Source organism: Streptomyces sp. NPDC060064 (genome assembly GCF_042736455.1).
Classification (GTDB): Bacteria; Actinomycetota; Actinomycetes; order Streptomycetales; family Streptomycetaceae; genus Streptomyces.
In genome coordinates, this window is sequence record NZ_JBHWWF010000047.1 from 19,724 (window position 1) to 38,035 (window position 18,312).

The 18,312-nt window shown below is 70.8% G+C and carries 14 protein-coding genes; 6 read left to right on the top strand and 8 right to left on the bottom strand.

Annotated elements, in window-relative coordinates; genetic code table 11:
* Window positions 1-281: 281 nt before the first annotated feature.
* The 4 genes from ACFWDI_RS35925 to ACFWDI_RS35940 form a co-directional block, all read right to left on the bottom strand.
* Window positions 282-905 carry a GntR family transcriptional regulator gene (locus ACFWDI_RS35925; RefSeq protein WP_385310653.1) on the bottom strand — a complete coding sequence of 208 codons (624 nt, stop codon included), beginning with the start codon at window positions 903-905 and terminating at the stop codon, window positions 282-284.
* Between the two features lie 169 nt (window positions 906-1,074).
* Entirely contained in the window at window positions 1,075-2,847 is a 1,773-nt protein-coding gene (gene sucB / locus ACFWDI_RS35930) for a 2-oxoglutarate dehydrogenase, E2 component, dihydrolipoamide succinyltransferase (RefSeq protein WP_385310655.1), read from the bottom strand.
* A 53-nt stretch (window positions 2,848-2,900) separates the two neighbouring features.
* A complete protein-coding gene (lpdA, locus tag ACFWDI_RS35935) occupies window positions 2,901-4,289 on the bottom strand; it encodes a dihydrolipoyl dehydrogenase (RefSeq protein WP_385310657.1) in 1,389 nt (462 codons plus the stop codon).
* 284 nt (window positions 4,290-4,573) lie between these two features.
* The gene (locus tag ACFWDI_RS35940) at window positions 4,574-6,103 is read right to left on the bottom strand and encodes a leucyl aminopeptidase (RefSeq protein ID WP_385310658.1); all 1,530 of its coding nucleotides are present in this window, start codon (window positions 6,101-6,103) and stop codon (window positions 4,574-4,576) included.
* Between the two features lie 277 nt (window positions 6,104-6,380).
* Here ACFWDI_RS35940 and ACFWDI_RS35945 point away from each other — a divergent pair, with 277 nt between their 5' ends.
* The 5 genes from ACFWDI_RS35945 to ACFWDI_RS35965 are packed head-to-tail and all read left to right on the top strand — an operon-like array spanning window position 6,381 to window position 12,915.
* On the top strand, window positions 6,381-8,447 hold the full coding sequence (locus tag ACFWDI_RS35945) for a hypothetical protein (protein WP_385310660.1): 2,067 nt from the start codon (window positions 6,381-6,383) through the stop codon (window positions 8,445-8,447).
* Between the two features lie 37 nt (window positions 8,448-8,484).
* The gene (pelF, locus tag ACFWDI_RS35950) at window positions 8,485-9,960 is read left to right on the top strand and encodes a GT4 family glycosyltransferase PelF (protein WP_385310661.1); all 1,476 of its coding nucleotides are present in this window, start codon (window positions 8,485-8,487) and stop codon (window positions 9,958-9,960) included.
* Entirely contained in the window at window positions 9,957-11,468 is a 1,512-nt protein-coding gene (locus ACFWDI_RS35955; RefSeq protein ID WP_385310662.1) for a hypothetical protein, read from the top strand. Before pelF ends, ACFWDI_RS35955 begins: the two co-directional genes overlap by 4 nt.
* Window positions 11,469-11,479: 11 nt before the next feature.
* Window positions 11,480-12,112, top strand: coding sequence for a spherulation-specific family 4 protein (locus ACFWDI_RS35960; protein ID WP_385310664.1), 633 nt, complete (start codon window positions 11,480-11,482; stop codon window positions 12,110-12,112).
* A complete protein-coding gene (locus ACFWDI_RS35965) occupies window positions 12,109-12,915 on the top strand; it encodes an endo alpha-1,4 polygalactosaminidase (RefSeq protein WP_385310665.1) in 807 nt (268 codons plus the stop codon). The genes ACFWDI_RS35960 and ACFWDI_RS35965 overlap by 4 nt, the downstream gene beginning before the upstream one ends.
* Here the strand turns inward: ACFWDI_RS35965 and ACFWDI_RS35970 are convergent.
* Window positions 12,912-13,685, bottom strand: coding sequence for an adenosylcobinamide-GDP ribazoletransferase (locus ACFWDI_RS35970; RefSeq protein WP_385310690.1), 774 nt, complete (start codon window positions 13,683-13,685; stop codon window positions 12,912-12,914). The two genes, ACFWDI_RS35965 and ACFWDI_RS35970, sit on opposite strands and share 4 nt — an antisense overlap.
* A 117-nt stretch (window positions 13,686-13,802) precedes the next feature.
* Between ACFWDI_RS35970 and ACFWDI_RS35975 the strand changes: the two genes are divergently transcribed.
* On the top strand, window positions 13,803-14,558 hold the full coding sequence (locus tag ACFWDI_RS35975; RefSeq protein ID WP_385310667.1) for a hypothetical protein: 756 nt from the start codon (window positions 13,803-13,805) through the stop codon (window positions 14,556-14,558).
* Here the strand turns inward: ACFWDI_RS35975 and ACFWDI_RS35980 are convergent.
* From ACFWDI_RS35980 to cobT, 3 genes are all read right to left on the bottom strand, one after another.
* Window positions 14,507-15,223, bottom strand: coding sequence for a hypothetical protein (locus ACFWDI_RS35980; protein WP_385310669.1), 717 nt, complete (start codon window positions 15,221-15,223; stop codon window positions 14,507-14,509). The genes ACFWDI_RS35975 and ACFWDI_RS35980 overlap by 52 nt on opposite strands.
* Complete coding sequence (locus ACFWDI_RS35985) at window positions 15,220-16,995, bottom strand: phosphatidylglycerol lysyltransferase domain-containing protein (protein ID WP_385310670.1); 1,776 nt, start codon at window positions 16,993-16,995, stop codon at window positions 15,220-15,222. The genes ACFWDI_RS35980 and ACFWDI_RS35985 overlap by 4 nt, the downstream gene beginning before the upstream one ends.
* Before the next feature lie 80 nt (window positions 16,996-17,075).
* Entirely contained in the window at window positions 17,076-18,137 is a 1,062-nt protein-coding gene (gene cobT, locus ACFWDI_RS35990; protein WP_327328283.1) for a nicotinate-nucleotide--dimethylbenzimidazole phosphoribosyltransferase, read from the bottom strand.
* Window positions 18,138-18,312: the final 175 nt, after the last annotated feature.

The following is an 18,312-nucleotide window of genomic DNA, read 5'->3' on the forward strand; positions in this document are numbered from 1 at the left end:
CGGCGACAACTGTAAGTCGCTGATCGATGATCGATCAAAGCTTGGAGCGGGAAACTTCTCAATCTGAAGAAATTGGCATTCGGTGCCGCGAAAAGGGGCACGGGGTGCCGGGCTAAAGTGGGGTGAATCGGGCGCCGCGTGCACCTCGGAGCGGGGGCGACGTCACCTGTGCGCGTCGGGATCGAGCCCGGGTGGTGCCCGGATCCGTGTGCGCGTCGGGATCGAGCCCGGGTGGTGCCCGGATCCGCCGCAGCCGGGCCGCGGGTCAGCAGAGTTCCGGGTCAGGCGCGGGGGGCGCAGCCCAGGACGTGGGCCTTCACCAGCGGGCCGATCTCCGGGTCCTGGCGCCGGAACGCCTCGACCAGAGCCTGGTGCTCCTCGGCGTACGACTTCTGCACCGTGCCGAGCCAGCGGATCGAGAGCGCCGTGAACACCTCGATGCCGAGCCCCTCCCAGGTGTGCAGCAGCACGCTGTTCCCGGCGGCCCGCACCAGCTCCCGGTGGAAGCCGACGGTGTGCCGCACCTGTGCGGCCGAGTCCCCGGCCAGGTCCGCCTCGTACAGCGCCGTCACATGCGGCTCCAGCGCGGAACAGTCCTGGGCCAGCCGCGCGGCCGCCAGTTCGGCGGCGATCTGCTCGAGACCGGCCCGCACCGGATAGCTCTCCTCGAGATCGGCGGCGGTGAGATTCCGTACGCGTACGCCCTTGTTGGGCGCCGACTCGATCAGCCGCAGACTCTCCAGCTCGCGCAGCGCCTCGCGCACCGGCGTCTGGGAGACCTCCAGCTCGGTCGCGATCCGCCGCTCGACGATCCGCTCGCCGGGCTTCCAGCGGCCGCTGACGATCCCCTCCACGATGTGCTCGCGGATCTGTTCGCGCAGCGAGTGGATGACGGGCGGGGTCATGAGGGCTCCTCCGGGGCGACAGGCACCCCTGACAATACGGCGACCGGTCTCGGCAGGCTGCCCAAGGGTGCGCCGGAGCAGGCCTGATGAGTCCGGTGAGTCCTGCTGAGCACGGCAGTGCCCCGCCCGGAGTGTTCCGGACGGGGCACTGCCGTACTGCTGGTGAGCCTTACAGGCCGAGCTCGACCTCGAACTCGCCCGCCTCCAGGATCGCCTTGACGGCCGTCAGGTAGCGGGCCGCGTCGGCGCCGTCCACCAGACGGTGGTCGTAGGAGAGAGCCAGGTACGTCATGTCGCGGATGCCGATGACGGTGCCCTCGGCGGTCTCGATGACCGCCGGGCGCTTGACGGTGGCGCCGATGCCCAGGATGGCGACCTGGTTCGGCGGCACGATGACCGTGTCGAACAGCGCACCGCGCGAACCGGTGTTGCTGATGGTGAAGGTCGCACCGGAGAGCTCGTCCGGAGTGATCTTGTTGCTGCGGACCTTGCCCGCCAGCTCCGCGGTCTTCTTGGAGATACCGGCGAGGTTGAGGTCACCGGCACCCTTGATGACCGGTGTCATCAGACCCTTTTCGGAGTCCACCGCGATACCGATGTTCTCGGTGTCGAAGTAGGTGATGGTGCCCTCGTCCTCGTTGATCCGGGCGTTGACGACCGGGTAGGCCTTCAGCGCCTGGGCCGCGGCCTTCACGAAGAACGGCATCGGGGAGAGCTTGACGCCCTCGCGGGCGGCGAACGCGTCCTTGGCCTGGTTGCGCAGCTTCATCAGCTTGGTGATGTCGACCTCGACGACCGAGGTCAGCTGGGCCTGCGAGTGCAGCGCCTTCATCATGTTGTCGCCGATGACCTTGCGCATGCGGGTCATCTTGACCGTCTGACCGCGCAGCGGCGACGTCTCGAGGGCCGGGGCCTTCGAGACGGCGGCCGGAGCGGCGGCGGCCGGGGCCGGGGTGGTGGCCTTGGCGGCCTCCGCGGCGGCGATGACGTCCTGCTTGCGGATACGGCCACCGACGCCGGTGCCCTTGACCGCGGACAGGTCCACGCCGTTCTCGGCGGCGAGCTTACGGACCAGGGGGGTCACGTAGGCGCCGTCGTCACCGGCGGGGGCGGCCGGAGCCACCGGAGCCGGAGCGACGGGGGCCGGGGCGGGAGCGGCAGCCGGAGCCGGAGCCGGAGCGACCGGAGCGGGCGCCGGAGCCGGAGCAGCAGGCGCGGCCGCAGCCGGGGCCGCGGGAGCAGGCGCGGCCGGAGCCGGGGCCGGAGCGGCGGCGGGGGCCGGGGCGGCCGGAGCGGGCGCGGCGGCAGGCGCGGCACCCGGGGCGCCGATCACTGCCAGCTTGGCGCCGACCTCGGCGGTCTCGTCCTCGCCCACCACGATCTCCAGCAGCACGCCGGACGTCGGGGCCGGGATCTCGGTGTCGACCTTGTCCGTGGAGACCTCGAGCAGTGGCTCGTCGGCCTCGACGGACTCGCCGACCTCCTTGAGCCAGCGGGTGACGGTGCCCTCGGTGACGCTCTCGCCGAGCGCGGGAAGGACGACGTCGGTACCGGTGGCGCCGCCCGCGGGAGCAGGGGCCGGAGCGGGCTCGGCGGCCGGAGCCGGAGCCGCGGGGGCCTCCGCGGCCGGCGCCGGAGCGGCGGGGGTCTCGGCCACCGCGGTCTCGGCAGCAGCCGGGGCCGGGGCGGCAGCGGGCGCGCCCGAGCCGTCGTCGATGATGGCCAGCTCGGCGCCGACCTCAACGGTCTCGTCCTCGGCGACCTTGATGGACGCGAGGATGCCGGCAGCCGGGGCGGGGATCTCGGTGTCGACCTTGTCGGTCGACACCTCGAGCAGTGGCTCGTCGGCCTCGACGCGCTCTCCCTCGGCCTTCAGCCAGCGGGTGACAGTGCCCTCGGTGACGCTCTCGCCGAGCGCCGGAAGGGTTACGGAAACCGCCATGGTTTCAGTTGCTCCTTACGAATGTGCGGAAGTGGTCGTCGCGCCCGGGACTACTAGTCGTGGGAGTGCAGGGGCTTGCCGGCCAGGGCCAGGTGGGCCTCGCCGAGCGCCTCGCTCTGCGTCGGGTGCGCGTGGATGAGCTGCGCGACCTCGGCCGGCAGAGCCTCCCAGTTGTAGATCAGCTGAGCCTCGCCGACCTGCTCGCCCATACGGTCACCGACCATGTGGACGCCGACCACGGCACCGTCCTTGACCTGGACGAGCTTGATCTCGCCCGCGGTCTTGAGGATCTTGCTCTTGCCGTTGCCCGCGAGGTTGTACTTCAGAGCGACGACCTTGTCGGCGCCGTAGATCTCCTTGGCCTTGGCCTCGGTGATACCGACGGAGGCGACCTCCGGGTGGCAGTACGTCACCCGCGGCACACCGTCGTAGTCGATCGGAACGGTCTTCAGACCGGCGAGCCGCTCTGCGACCAGGATGCCCTCGGCGAAGCCGACGTGCGCGAGCTGGAGCGTCGGGACGAGGTCGCCGACCGCCGAGATCGTCGGCACGTTGGTCTGCATGTACTCGTCGACCAGGACATAGCCGCGGTCGATCGCGACGCCCTGCTCCTCGTAACCGAGACCGGCGGAGACCGGGCCGCGGCCGACGGCGACGAGCAGCACCTCGGCCTCGAAGGTCTTGCCGTCGGCGAGGGTGACGCGGATACCGTCCTGGGTGTACTCGGCCTTCTCGAAGAAGGTGCCCAGGTTGAACTTGATGCCGCGCTTGCGGAACGCGCGCTCAAGAAGCTTTGAGCTGCTCTCGTCCTCGACCGGGACGAGGTGCTTCAGACCCTCGATGACGGTCACGTCGGAGCCGAAGGACTTCCACGCCGAGGCGAACTCGACGCCGATGACGCCGCCGCCCAGCACGATCGCGGACTGCGGGACGCGGTCCAGCACCAGCGCGTGGTCCGAGGAGATGATGCGGTTGCCGTCGATCTCCAGACCGGGCAGCGACTTCGGTACCGAGCCGGTGGCGAGGAGGACATGGCGGCCCTGCACACGCTGGCCGTTGACGTCGACGGAGGTGGGGGAGGACAGCTGTCCCTCACCCGCGATGTAGGTGACCTTGCGGGAGGCGATCAGACCCTGGAGACCCTTGTACAGGCCCGAGATCACCTCGTCCTTGTACTTGTGGACGGCCGCCATGTCGATGCCCTCGAAGGTGGCCTTGACACCGAACTGGTCGGCCTCACGTGCCTGGTCGGCGATCTCGCCGGCGTGCAGCAGTGCCTTCGTCGGGATGCATCCGTTGTGCAGGCAGGTACCGCCGACCTTGCCCTTCTCGATCAGGGCGACGTCCAGGCCCAGCTGAGCTCCACGCAGCGCCGCAGCGTAACCGCCGCTACCACCGCCGAGGATCACTAGGTCGAAAACGGTGCTGGCGTCGTTCGCCACGTCACGTCCTCCATGCATGTGCGCCGTTCGCCGGTCGTCGACGACCGGGCGGCGGCTGGTGTTCGGCCGCTGTTTTTTCGGCCCTGTGGTGGGGGCCCTGTCCTGCCGAGAACCCATCTTCGCACTTGTTGACGGAAGGCGGGACGCGGGGCCTGGGTCTGGGACGGACGAACGACCGCCCCAAGGGGTTACTGGCCCGTACGAATGTACGGATTTCGTTGAGAGCCAAGGGGGCAAGCAACGACGGCCCCGGGCGTATGCCCGGGGCCGTCGAAGGCCCGTCCTCAGCCCAGGTCGCCGGCGGCGGTGCGCTCGGCGAGCTTGACCAGGGTGCGGATGGCGGAGCCGGTGCCGCCCTTGGGGGTGTAGCCGTACGGCGCACCCTCGTGGAAGGCCGGGCCCGCGATGTCCAGGTGTGCCCAGGTGATGCCCTCGCCCACGAACTCCTGCAGGAACAGACCGGCCACCAGGCCGCCGCCCATCCGCTCGCCCATGTTGGCGATGTCGGCGGTCGGGGAGTCCATGCCCTTGCGCAGCTCGCTGGGGAGCGGCATCGGCCAGGACTGCTCGCCGACCTCCTCCGCGATCTCGTGGATCGAGGTACGGAACGCGTCGTCGTTCGACATGATGCCGAAGGTGCGGTTGCCCAGCGCCATCACCATCGCGCCGGTGAGAGTCGCCACATCGACGATCGCGTCCGGGTTCTCCTCGGACGCCTTGGTGAGCGCGTCGCCGAGCACCAGGCGGCCCTCGGCGTCGGTGTTGAGCACCTCGACCGTCTTGCCGCTGTACATGCGAAGTACGTCACCCGGGCGGGTGGCCGAACCGGACGGCATGTTCTCGGCGAGCGCCAGCCAGCCGGTGACATTGACCGCGAGGCCCAGCCGGGCGGCCGCGACGACGGCGGCGAAGACGGCGGCCGCGCCGCTCATGTCGCACTTCATCGTCTCGTTGTGGCCGGCCGGCTTCAGGGAGATGCCGCCCGAGTCGTAGGTGATGCCCTTGCCCACCAGCGCCAGGTTCTTGGCCGCCTTGGAGTGGGTGTAGGAGAGCTTCACCAGACGCGGCGGGTTCTGCGAACCCTGGCCGACGCCGAGGATGCCGCCGAAGCCGCCCTTGGCCAGCGCCTTCTCGTCGAAGACCTGCACCTTGATGCCGTGCTCCTTGCCGGCGGCGGTGGCCACGGCGGCGAAGGACTCGGGGTAGAGGTCGTTCGGCGGGGTGTTGACCAGGTCGCGGGCGCGGTTGATCTCCTCGGTCAGCGCGATCGCTCGGTCGGCCGCGGCCTTGTACGCCTTGTCGCGCGGCTTCGCGCCGAGCAGGGCGATCTCGGCGAGCGGCAGCTTCGCGCCATTGCCGTTCTTCGCGTCCTTCTCGCCGCCCTGGTACGCGGTGAAGGCGTAGGCGCCGAGCAGAGCGCCCTCCGCGATGGCCTCCGCGTCCTCGGCCGCCTCGACCGGCAGGGCGAAGGCGGCCTTCTTCGAACCGGTCAGCGCACGGGCCGCGGCACCCGCGGCACGGCGCAGGGTCTCGGCGTCGTACGTCTCGTCCTTCTCCGGGACCGCGCCGAGCCCGACCGCGAGGACGACCGGGGTCTTCAGGCCGGACGGCGCGGGGACCTTGGTCACTTCGCCCTCGGCACCGGTGGCGCCGAGGGTCTCCAGGACGGAGGCGAGCTTTCCGTCGAACGCTTTGTCCACGGCCTCGGCGCCCGGCGCGACGACCGGCCCCTTGGCGCCCTTCGCGACGCCGACGACGAGGGCGTCCGCGCGCAGCGTCGCCGCTCCGGCAGTGCTGAGAGTGAGAGCAGTCACGGTGGTGAAATCTCGCTTCCGTTAAGTTCCAGGGCCGTAGAAGGGGATGGATCGACATCCCACGCCGGACAAGAGCCTACGCGCGGTCACATGTTTCGCTCACGGCGGCGGCAATTCACTCGTACGTGGCGTCTCTTTCACGTTTTCCGCCAACTCTGGCGAGACCTCAGTCACACTCACGTCGTTCAGGCAAGGGAGCGAGGGGCTTCTTTGCATCATCTCCACAGGTCCTCCGCATGCTTTCTGTGTGCCGAGGGATCGTGCGAGGGGGGAAGCCATGGGGTTCTACAGACTGCGCGCGGGCAGATCGGCCGCGCTGGCGCTGGCCGCCGGAGTGCTGGCGACGGCCGTACCGTCGTCGGTCGCGGCTGCTGCCGAGACGGCTGCCGAGGCGACGGCGCCGCGCATCGATCTGACGGTACTCGTCGTGGACGACGGAGGCGGCGCGGTCGGCGCGATCGTCTCGGAGCTGAAGGACACCGGGGTGCCGTACCGGACGGTGCGCCTCGACGACCCGGGGCGTCCTGTCGTCAACGCCGCGTTCCTCAGCGACACCGTGAGCGGCCGGCCGCGCGCCAAGTACCAGGGCATCGTGGTCCCCGACGAGGACCCGTTCGGCGCGGACCAGGCCGCCGGAGCCGCCGAGAACGCCGCGCTCTTCGCGTACGAGCAGACCTTCGGCATCCGCCAGGTCGACGCCTACACCTGGTCCCATCCGGGCGTCGGCCTCGAGTACGTCGACAACGGCGGCTACGCGGGTGTGCTGGACGGCGCGCAGAGCGCGGTCACCGCCGCCGGGCGTACAGGTCCCTTCGGCTATCTCGACGGGCCGGTCCAGTTCGAGGACAACTCCGCGCTGGTCGCCGAGAGTTACGGCTTCGCGGGCAAGCCGAGAGCAGGTTTCACCAGCTATCTCGACACCCCGGTCGGCGACGGCGGCGCCCGCGGCAGCCTGGTCGGCGAGTACACCCACGACGGACGCAGCGAGCTGGTCGTCACCTTCGCCTACAACCAGTACCAGCGGCAGTTCCGGGTACTGGCCCGCGGCATCGTCGAATGGCTCACCCAGGGCATCCACCTCGGCCAGAGCCGCAGTTACTTCGCCGTGCACGTCGACGACGTCTTCGCGCCCGACGCCCGCTGGGACAAGGACCGCAACTGCACGCCCGGCGACATCGACTGCGGCGACGGGGGCGAGGAGACCACCACCGACATCCGGATGACCGCCGCCGACGCGCAGTACGCCAGGCAGTGGCAGCAGACAAGCGGCTTCACTCTCGACATGGTCTACAACGCGGGCGCCGGCGAGGAGTGGAAGACCGAGCACGGCGGCTCCGACGCGCTCGCCGCACAGCTGCTGGCCGACCGCGCGCAGTACCGCTGGGTCAACCACACCTACACCCACCTCTTCCTCGGCTGTGTCCAGAACGTCTCGGTCGTGCCGTGGGAGTGCGCCGAGGACACCGCCGGCAACACCAGGTGGACGAGCCGCGCCGACATCTCCGCGCAGATCCGCGACAACTACAACTGGGCCGTCGGCAAGGGCGTCTCGACCGACCGCACCGAACTGGTCACCGGCGAGCACTCCGGTCTGAAGACCCTGCCGCAGCAGCCCGAGGACAATCCGAACCTCGCCGGCGCGCTGGCCGACAACGGCGTGAAGTGGGTCGCCGGCGACAACTCCCGCGAGCCGCAGCAGCGGAAGGCCGGAGCGGCGCTGACCGTGCCGCGCCACCCGATGAACGTGTACTACAACGTCGGCACCGCCGCCGAGATGGCCGACGAGTACAACTGGCTCTACACCGCCGAGGGCGACGGCGGCAGCGGCATCTGCGAGTCCAACCCCGCATCCACCTGCCTGGCCGAGCCGCTCGACACCGCCACCGGCTACGGGTCGTACATCGTGCCGCAGGAGGCCCGCACCGCGCTCAGCCATGTCGTCGCCAACGACCCGCGGCCGCACTACGTCCACCAGTCCAACCTCGCCGAGGAGCGCATCCTCTACCCGGTGCTCGACAAGGTGCTGGCCGACTACCGCGCCCTGTTCGCCGACAGCACCCCGCTCGTCAACCCCCGCCAGCGCGACATCGGTACGGAACTTCAGCGCCGCGCAGCCTGGAACAAGGCGCTCGCGGACGGCAAGGTGACCGCGTACCGCATCGGCACCACCGTCACCGTCCAGGCGCCCTCTGGAGTGACCGCACCGGTCACCGCGCCCGAAGGCACCCGTAAGCAACTGTTCCTGGGCACCGCCGTGTTCGGGACTCCGTACGCGGGAGCCCGCTCGACCTGGACCTCGCCCGAGCTGCTCCAGTCGGCGGTCACGCTCAAGCTCCCGGCCTGAGCGCCGCCGACCGTCATCGCAGTCCAGGGGGGACACCATGCTGAGCCGCGGGCGTCATGTCACCATGCTCACCGAGGGCACCTATCCACATGTCCACGGTGGTGTGTCGACCTGGTGCGACCAGCTCGTCCGCGGCATGCCGGAGGTCGACTTCAATGTGGTCGCCCTCACCGGCACCGGCCGTGAGCCGGTCACCTGGGAGCTGCCGTCCAACGTCTACCGGCACTCGGCCTTCCCGCTCTGGGGGCCGGTGCCGGGGCGGCGGCGGCCCCTCCTCGGGCGGAAGCGGCGCCGCTTCACCGACATCTACGAACGCCTTCTGCTGTCGGTACTCGACCCGTCGGCGGGCTGCGACTTCGGCGAGGGGCTCTACGAACTGGCGCTGATGGCCCGCGCGGGACAACTGTCGGCGGCACTGCGCTCGGAGTCCGTACTGCGTTCGCTGATGTGGATCTGGACCATGCCGCATCTGGAGATATCCGCGTCCCGACCGACCGTGCACGACGCGCTGACCGCCACCGACCTGCTGGAGCACGCGCTGCGGCCGCTGGCGGTACGGATACCGGACGACTCGATCGCGCACGCCGTCAGTGCGGGGCTCGCCACGCTGCCCGCGCTGGCCGCCCAGCGCTTCGAGGGCGTGCCGTTCCTGCTCACCGAGCACGGCATCTATCTGCGCGAGCGCTACCTCGGCTACCGCGCCGAGGCACAGCGCGCCCCGGTCAAGGCGCTGATGCTGGGCTTCTACCGGGAGCTCAACTCGCTGGGCTACCGGCGCGCCGATCTGATCACGCCCTGCAATCAGTACAACCGGCGGTGGGAAGAGCGGGGTGGGGCGCCCGCGGACCGTATCCGCACCGTCTACAACGGCGTCGACCCGCACGCCTTCCCGCAGGCAGGCCCGGAACCGGACGTACCGACGATCTCCTGGGCCGGACGGATCGACCCGATCAAGGACCTTCAGACGCTGATCCGTGCCTACGCCATGGTCCGTGCCGAACTGCCCGAGGTGCGGCTGCGGTTGTTCGGCGGGGTGCCCGCGGGCGGCGAGGCGTACCGGACGCGGCTGGAGAAACTCGCCGCGGAACTGGGCGTCGTGGACGGCATCAGCTGGGAGGGGCGCGTCAGCGATGTGTCGCGCGCCTATGCCTCGGGGAGCGTGGTGCTGCTCTCCAGTATCAGCGAAGGCTTCCCCTTCTCACTGATCGAGGCGATGTCGTGCGGCCGCGCCACCGTCTCCACGGACGTGGGCGGCGTACGGGAAGCGGTCGGCGACACAGGGCTTGTGGTGCCGCCCCGCGAGCCCGCGCTGATGGCGGAGGCGACGCTGGGGCTGCTGCGGGACCCGGAACGGCGGACAAATCTGGGCGGGCGGGCGCGGCAGCGGGTCGTGGACCAGTTCACGCTGCGCCGCTCGGTGGATGGTTTCCGGGGTATCTACCTCGAGCTGGCGGGCCTGCCCGAGGCTGAGGACACGGACGTCCGGCCGGCCACCGAGTTGGCGGCCGGATGAGCGGGCCGCTCTGGCAGGGGCCCGGGCAGAAGGTCGACACGCTGCCGCTGCTGCCCCGGCAGCGGGACGGCCGTGCCGCCGATCCGCTGGACGAACTCGCGGTCCGACTCGAGGAGGTGGTCGCGGCGGCCGTCCATCCGGACGAGATCGCCGCGATCCTCGAGTCGGACGGTATGACGGACGACCACATCCGCCTCACGTACGGCCGCGAGGACTCCTTCACGCTCGCCGAAGAGCTGTACGCCCGGATCCCGCGCCGCCACCCCGAGCCGCCGGGCCCGCCCGTCGACCCCTGGCACGTGGGCCTGCTCGGCTGCCTGCTGCGCGGCCTCGTCTTCGCGCTGCCCGGCCTTGCCTACGTGCTGGGAGCGCCGCTGCTGCGGGGCGCGGGCCTGGCCCCGCTGCTCGCGGGCGCGCTGACCGGCTGGGTGTGGAACCAGGCGCTCTCGCACCGCGCCTACTCCTGGCTGGGCCTGGGCGACCGTGAGGCGGCCACCCGCGCACTGCTGAAGGGCGCTCCGGCGGGCGCGCTGCTGGGCGCGGCGACGGCGGCCGCCGCGGCGACGGTGTCATCAGGTCCCGGCCAGTGGCCCGCGGCGGCGTTCGCGTCGGCCCAGGCGCTCTATCTGTCGGCAGCGACGGTCCTGCTGGTCCTGGACCGCGAACGGGCGCTGCTCTGCGCGCTGTTACCGATGACGGCGGGTGCGGTGCTGGCAATCCCGTACGACCTCGTGGTGCCGCTGCGGGCGGGCCTGCTGGTGGCTTCGCCGGCGGTGGCGGTGTGCCTGGCGGCGGGCACGCTGGTGCCGGGCGTCCCGGGTCTGCGCAAGCGCCTTGTCGGGGCTCTGCCCCGAACCCCGCTCCTCCGTCGCCGGAAGGGCTTGTTCTCCCGCCGTCCGAGCCGGGACACGCGGGCCGCTCCGCGCGTCGCCGCCTCCCTCCCGTACGGGCTCTTCGGGCTCGGAACCGGCGTCCTCGTCCTCTACACCGCCCTCGGCGACGTCCTCGCCGGCGGCTCCGGCGCGGTCGTCTCCGCGCCCTCCGCCGTCGCGCTGACGCTCAGCATGGGGCCCGCCGAATGGCTGCTGCACCGCTTCCGCAGCGGGAGCCTCGCCGGGCTGCGCGCGAGCACCACGTCACGCGCCTTCTGGCGCGGCGCCGCCGCCGTACTCGCCGAATGCCTCGCCGGATATCTCACGGTCCTGTTCGTCCTCGCCAACGCGGGGACGCTGCTGTGGCCCGACGCCCCCGCGCTCGGCGGCGTGCGCCTCGCCACCCTGCTGCTCATCGGGACCGTGCTGTGGACCGGATTGCTGCTCCAGTCGTTCGGCGCAGTGCTCAGCGCGGCCGCGGTGTGCGCGGCGGCGGCCCTCGCGCAGACCCTGGCCCTGCTCACCGGCACGGGCGCCCCGCGGCTCGTCGGTCTCGGTGTCGCGGCCGTGGCGGCCGGGCTGCTGGCCGGGCTGGTCTGTGTTCTGCTGGGCCGTGCGACCGCCCACCGCGTTTGAGGAACGGTTCCGTGAAGACACTGCTGGTGCCGTATTACGAGCATCCCGCCGAGCAGCCCGAAGCCTGGGACGCGCTCGTCGCCGCCGCGTCCCGGCTCCACGGCGTGGTGCTCAACCCCGCCGACGGCCCCGGCCCGGCCCCCGACCCGGACTTCGCGGCGGTCGCGGAGCGGCTGCGCGGGGCCGGGGTCCGGGTCCTCGGCTACGTCGACACCGACTACGCACGCCGCCCGCACGCCGCCGTCGTGCGGGATCTGCTGCGCCACCGCGACTGGTACGGCGCCGACGGTGCCTTCCTCGACCAGGTGTCCGCGGACCCCGACGCGCTGCCCCACTACCGCCGCCTCGCGGTCGCCGCCCGCGCGGCAGGCGCCCGCACGCTCGTCCTCAACCACGGCGTCCACCCCGACCCGGCCTACGCTGAACTCGCCGAGCTGCTGGTCACGTTCGAGGGGCCCTGGGACACCTATCGCAGCCTGGTCGTCCCGCTCTGGACGGCCGCCCACCCGCCGGAGCGGTTCTGCCATCTGGTGTACGCGGCCCCGCCCGAAGCCCGCGCCACTGCTGCCGTCCACTGCCTCGTCCCGGGAGCCGGGGCCCACCCCTGGGGCACCCTCCCGTACGCCCTGGAAACGGCCCGATGAGACGGGCACCCCTGCTGCTCGCGCTGCTCCTGCTCGTACTGGCGGGCTGCACGACCCGGCCGGAAACGACCGATCCGAAGCCGACCGGTCCGAAGCCGACCGCCGGGCGCTGGCAGCCGCAGCCGGGACTGGCCTGGCAGTGGCAGCTCAGCGGCCGGCTCGACCCGACCGTGGACGTACCGGTGTACGACATCGACGGCTTCGAGAACCCGAAGTCAGCCGTCGCCGATCTGCACCACCGCGGCCGCAAATTGATCTGCTACATCTCCACCGGCGCCTGGGAGGACTTCCGCCCGGACGCCGCGAAATTCCCCAAGGGGGTCCTCGGCCGGGGCAATGGCTGGGACGGCGAGCGCTGGCTCGACATCCGGCGTACGGATGTCCTCGGACCGCTCATGGCGAAGCGCATGGACATGTGCCGGGACAAGGGCTTCCAAGCCGTCGAGCCCGACAACATGGACGGGTACGCCAACCGCACCGGCTTCCCTCTCACCGCCGCCGACCAGCTCCGCTACAACCGCCTGATCGCCCGCCTGGCCCACGACCGGGGCCTGGCCGTCGGACTCAAGAACGACCTCGACCAGATTCCGCAGCTGGTGGGGGACTTCGACTTCGCGGTCAACGAGCAGTGTGCGCAGTACGACGAGTGCGAGGCGCTGACGCCGTTCATCCACGCGGGCAAAGCGGTCTTCCATGTCGAGTACGAGCTGGAGACCAGAGACTTCTGTCCTCAGTCCCGGCGGCTGAAGTTCAGCTCGATGCTGAAGAAGTACGACCTGGGGGTGTGGCGCAAGCCCTGCTAGCGGCCCTGGCCGAGCACCAGCGCGACGAGTGAGGCCGTCGCCGCCGTTTCGGCCAGCGCGCCGAACACATCGCCGCTCACCCCGCCGAAGCGGCGTACGCAGTGGCGCAGCAGCAGGTGCGCCACTGCGAGTCCGGCCGCCACCGCCAGCGCGTGATGCACTGCGCCGTACGCGCCGAAGAGCGCACCCGCCGCCGCGCAGACCGCGGTGACCACGGCGGCCACGGCCAGTCCGATGCGTACCGGAACGACTTCCGCGACCGCCGCGCCGAGACCTTCCGGGCGGGCCGCCGGGACGCCCGTGAGGGATGCGAGGGTGAGGGCGAGGCGGGCGGCGACCCCGGAGACCACGGCCGCGACCGCGCCCTGCGCCCAGCCCTGCCCGTACAGCTCGGTCAGCGCCGCGACCTGGGCGAGCAGCACGAACAGCAGGGTGATGACCCCGAACGGCCCGATGTCCGACTGCTTCATGATCCGCAGTGCGTCATCGGCCGGCTTGCCGCTGCCGAGGCCGTCGGCGGTGTCCGCGAGACCGTCCAGATGGAGGCCGCGGGTGAGTGCGGCGGGGACGGCGGCCGTGGCCACCGCGGCGAGCAGCGGGCCCGAGCCCAGCAGCATCAGCACCCCGCCGAGTGCCGCCGCGAACAGGCCGACGACCAGTCCGGCCAGCGGCGCGCAGAGCATTCCGGCGCGTGCCGCCGCACGGTCCCAGCGGGTGACGCGGACCGGGAGCACGGTCAGCGTGCCGAAGGCGAAACGTATGCCGTCCATGGAGTCCTTGGGCCGGGTCCGGCGGTTGTCCACCGGGTGAGCGCAGTATCGCGCGAAGGGTAGCCCGGCCGGACTGACGGTAAATTGCGCATTACGTGCGAATCGGGAGCGGGTGGCATGAGTCACTGGTTTTACCGGAACATCGTGGAGCCGGGGAAGCTCCCCATGCTGCTCGCGCTGGTCTCCTTCATGCTCACCTTTCTGGTGACGCGCACGGTCACCCGGCTGATCAGGGCGGGCCGGGGGCCGTTCAAGAACATCACGCCCGGCGGCATGCACATCCACCATGTGGTCCCCGGCGTCATCCTGATCGTCATCGGCGGCTTCGGGGCGGTCGGCAACGGCAGGGAGGGCCCCGCCGCCGCGGTCTGCGCGATCCTCTTCGGGATCGGCGCGGGCCTCGTACTCGACGAGTTCGCGCTCATCCTGCATCTCGACGACGTCTACTGGACCGAGCAGGGCCGACAGAGCGTGGAGGTCGTGGTGATCGCCTCGGCCCTGGCGCTGCTGGTACTCGGCGGCTTCTCGCCACTCGGCGTGGACCAGCTCACCCCCGACGAACGCCAGGACCGCGCCTCGCTGATCCTGACGCTGGTCTTCAACTTCCTCTTCGTGCTCATCGCGCTCTTCAAAGGCAAGCTGCGGATGGCGCTCCTCGGCACGCTGATCCCGTTCGTGGCGCTCTTCGGTGCCATGCGGCTGGCCCGGCCCGGCTCGCCCTGGGCCCGCCGCTTCTACCGCAACCGGCCCAAGGCGCGCGCCAGGGCCGGGCTGCGCTCCTTCCACCACGACCGCCGCTGGGACCGGCCACGCCGCAAACTTCAGGATCTGATCGGCGGGGCGCCCGACCGGCTGCCGGTACGCAAACGCTGACGCCTGAGCCGCGACCGCCACCGCCGGCGCAGCGCCGAGAGCCCGCACACCGCCAGCACCGCCGCGATCGCCGCCAGATGCTCCTTGCCCGCGAGATTGTTCTTGAAGAGCACCTCGCCGACCATCAACAAGGCCACCAGCGCCGCCGTGCACCAGGCCCGGTAGCGCCAGCAGACGAAGACCGCGAGGCCGACGACCGCCGCCGACGGGCCGGTGTCGACGACCACGGCGTCCGACGCGGGCAGCCCGAAGAGGCTCTCAGGGTCGAGTGAGACACCGATCCGTGCGTACGTCGTGCCGGCCAGCGTCGACACATACGCGATCACCAGCGTCCGCCACCGGCCCAGACAGATCTCCGCGATCCCGAAGACCAGCAGGACCTGCGCCAGCGCACCCCACACCGGCAGATCCAGCGCCGGGACGAACAGCGACAGCGGGGTACGCAGCAGCGCCACCCAGAGCGGGTCCTCGGCCTTCACGAAGCCGACGTTGCGCACGAGGCCGAAGCCCCAGGACTGGTTCTGCACCAGCTGGAACAGTGCCGTGAGGCAGACCGCCCCGAGCGTCATCGGGATCGCCCGCCACTTCTTGGTGACGAGTGCCCTCCGCAGGGTCGCGTACAGAGGCCCCCACTCACGGCGCGCGAACGCGATCACCGTCTTCAACGCTTGGACTCCAGGTGCCTGCGGTGCAGCCACTTGGGCAGTCCCGGCGCCTCGAGGAAGCCCTCGGCGCGGCCCGCCGCCAGGCCGATGCGCAGCAGGTCGGCGCTCTTTTCGAAGAGCATGAAACGTGGCTCCCAGATAGGTCGGTACTTGGCGTTGGCGCGGTACAGCGACTCGATCTGCCACCAGCGGGAGAAGAAGCTGAGGAGTGAGCGCCACAGTCTCAGCACCGGACCGGCGCCGAGCTTCGAGCCACGTTCGAAGACCGATCTGAACATCGCGAAGTTCAATGACACCTGCGTGATCCCGATCTCCTTCGCGCGCTGCAGGAGCTCGATGACCATGAATTCCATCAGGCCGTTCTCGGAGTCCCGGTCACGCCGCATCAGATCGAGCGAGAGCCCCTTGGGGCCCCACGGCGCAAAGCTCAGCACCGCCCGCAACTCGCCCTGGCCGTCCGTGCATTCGAGCATCACGCAGCGGCCGTCCCCGGGATCGCCGAGCCGCCCCAGCGCCATCGAGAAGCCGCGCTCGGTGGCCCCGTCGCGCCAGTCGTCGGCGCGCCCGACCAGTACGGCCATCTCCTCGGGCGGGATGTCCTCGTGGCGGCGGATCCGCACCTCGTAGCCGGCGCGCCCGACCCGGTTGTAGGCCTGGCGCACGGTCCGCATCGCGCGGCCGTCCAGAGTGAAGTCGTCGGTCTCCACGATCGCCTCGTCGCCGAGTTCCAGGGCGTCCAGGCCGTGCCGCGCGTAGATCGTCCCGGCCTCCTCGCTCGCGCCCATCACCGCCGGGATCCAGCCGTGTTCACGCGCCTCGGCCAGCCAGGGGTCGATCGCGCCGGGCCAGGCCTCCGGGTCGCCGATCGGGTCGCCCGAGGCGAGCGAGACGCCGCCCACCACGCGGTAGACGACGGCGGCCTTCCCGGTCGGTGACCAGACGACGCTCTTCTCGCGGCGCAGTGAGAAGTAGCCGAGCGAGTCCCGGTCGCCGTGGCGCTGCAGCAGGACGCGCAGCCTCTCCTCGTCGTCCTCGGTGAGCGCGTCGACGGCCCGGCGGGAGCGGAAGGCCGCGTACAGCACGGCGAACAGCAGCAGTGTCGACAGCACGTTGATGGTGACGTTGACCCAGCCGGGCGTGCTGATGCCGGCGAGGCGGGAGTCGTCCGGGGCGAGCGAGATCAGCCGCAGCAGGCCGTAGTACCAGCGCTGCAGAAAGGTGGACTGACCGGCCGCGGTATTGGTGACGGTGACGAGTGTCGCGGCGAGCAGCGAGGTGACCAGCAGCCCGCCGACCGCGACGGCCGCGGCCAGCCTGGGGTTGGAGCGGTCGCCCTTCGCGTAGAACTCCCGTCGGCCGAGCGCCAGCGCGAGTACGAAGGCGGCGGTCAGGACGAGCGAGATCCAGTTCTGCGCATGTTCACGGACCTCGGGGTCGACGCCGATCGCGAGGACGAAGAGCAGCAGAAAGAGTCCGGCCAGTACGAAATTGAGGATCCAGGCGGCGCGCTTGCGGCGGCGCATGGTGATCGCCAGGAAGAGCGTGAAAGCTCCGGAGGCGAAGCCCGCGGTGAGCAGATACGGCGTGAAGTAGTCATCGACGTTGTGCCGCCGGAGGTCCTGGAGGAGGGAGACCCACACAGCACTCAGGAGGTTGATGAACGCCACGGCACGCAGATACCAGACGGCGAACGCCGCACTGCGCCGCGAACGGACGGCGCTTCGGCTCGTACTACGGCTCGCCTCTTCGCTGGACAAGCGGACCTCTCCCATGAAACGCGATGATATGGGGCATCGCGCATCAAGGTGGGCGAGAGTGCGGCCGCCCATTGGTGGCGGGCCGCACCGACGCGTCAGTCCGTGTCGCTCTCCACCGACTCCGTACGCTCCGGCAGTTCGGCCGCGAGCACGGCCGAAGCCTGCACGAGGGGGAGTGCGAGCAATGCCCCGGTTCCTTCGCCCACAGTGACGCCATGGTCGAGCAGAGGGTTGAGCGCCATCCGGTCCAGCGCCTTCGTCTGCGCGGGTTCGCCGCTCACCTGACCCGCGAGCCACCAGTCCGGGGCCCGGAATGCCGCCCGCTGGCCGACCAGCGCACACGCCGCCGAGACCACTCCATCGAGGATCACCGGCATGCGCCGTACGGCACTCTGCAGCAGGAATCCGGTTGTCGCGGCCAGATCCGCGCCGCCCACCGTCGCCAGCAGCTCCAGCTGATCGCCGAGCACCGGCCGGGCGCGCCGCAACGCGTCCCGGATCGCCGCGCACTTGCGCATCCAGGCCAGATCGTCGATGCCTGCGCCGCCGCGGCCGGTGACCACGGAGGCGTCGGTGCCGCACAGTGCGGCGATCAGCGTGGCGGCGGGCGTGGTGCCGCCGACACTCAGATCGCCGAGTACGACCAGATCGGTGCCGGAGTCGGCCTCCTCGTCGGCGATCGCCATACCGAGGCGTACGGCCTGCTCGGCCTCCTCGATCGTCAGCGCGTCCTCGACGTCGATACGTCCGCTGCCGCGGCGCACCCGGTGACGTACGACCTCGTCCGGCAGCAGCTCCGGCTCGCAGTCCAGACCGGCGTCGACGATCCGTACCGGCACACCCATCCGGCGGGCCAGTACGGCGACGGGGCTCGCGCCCTCCAGCGCGGCACGTACCAGCTGGTGCGCGGAGCCGGACTCCCGGCCGGAGACGCCCAGTTCGGCGACCCCGTGATCACCGGCGAACAGTACGACGCGCGGCTGGTCGATGGCCTTGACCGGCACGGCGGCCTGCGCGGCCGAAAGCCACTCGCCCAGCTCGTCGAGACGGCCGAGGGAACCGGGCGGAACGATCAGCCGCTCCCGGCGTTCTTCGGCGTCACGCCGCATACCGTTGTCGGGGCGCTCGATCAGGTCGGAGAAGTCATCGAGATTCAGCCTGCTCATTCGCCGAACAGTACCGTTACCCGGTCTTGGGGTGCGGGTGGGCCGGTGGCGTTGGTTACCCGGTCATGTGGCTCAGGTGGGCCGGTGGCGTTGGTTACCCGGTCATGTGGCTCAGGTGGGCCGGTGGCGTGGGTGGTTGCTGTCCGTGGTGGGTTTCCTCGTGGGC

Coding starts and splice junctions, on each gene's coding strand:
- ACFWDI_RS35970 (WP_385310690.1), bottom strand. CDS start 13,685: ATGGACGGCATACGTTTCGCCTTCGGCACGCTGACCGTGCTCCCGGTC.
- ACFWDI_RS35965 (WP_385310665.1), top strand. CDS start 12,109: ATGAGACGGGCACCCCTGCTGCTCGCGCTGCTCCTGCTCGTACTGGCG.
- ACFWDI_RS35955 (WP_385310662.1), top strand. CDS start 9,957: ATGAGCGGGCCGCTCTGGCAGGGGCCCGGGCAGAAGGTCGACACGCTG.
- pelF (WP_385310661.1), top strand. CDS start 8,485: ATGCTGAGCCGCGGGCGTCATGTCACCATGCTCACCGAGGGCACCTAT.
- ACFWDI_RS35975 (WP_385310667.1), top strand. CDS start 13,803: ATGAGTCACTGGTTTTACCGGAACATCGTGGAGCCGGGGAAGCTCCCC.
- ACFWDI_RS35925 (WP_385310653.1), bottom strand. CDS start 905: ATGACCCCGCCCGTCATCCACTCGCTGCGCGAACAGATCCGCGAGCAC.
- sucB (WP_385310655.1), bottom strand. CDS start 2,847: ATGGCGGTTTCCGTAACCCTTCCGGCGCTCGGCGAGAGCGTCACCGAG.
- ACFWDI_RS35985 (WP_385310670.1), bottom strand. CDS start 16,995: ATGGGAGAGGTCCGCTTGTCCAGCGAAGAGGCGAGCCGTAGTACGAGC.
- ACFWDI_RS35945 (WP_385310660.1), top strand. CDS start 6,381: ATGGGGTTCTACAGACTGCGCGCGGGCAGATCGGCCGCGCTGGCGCTG.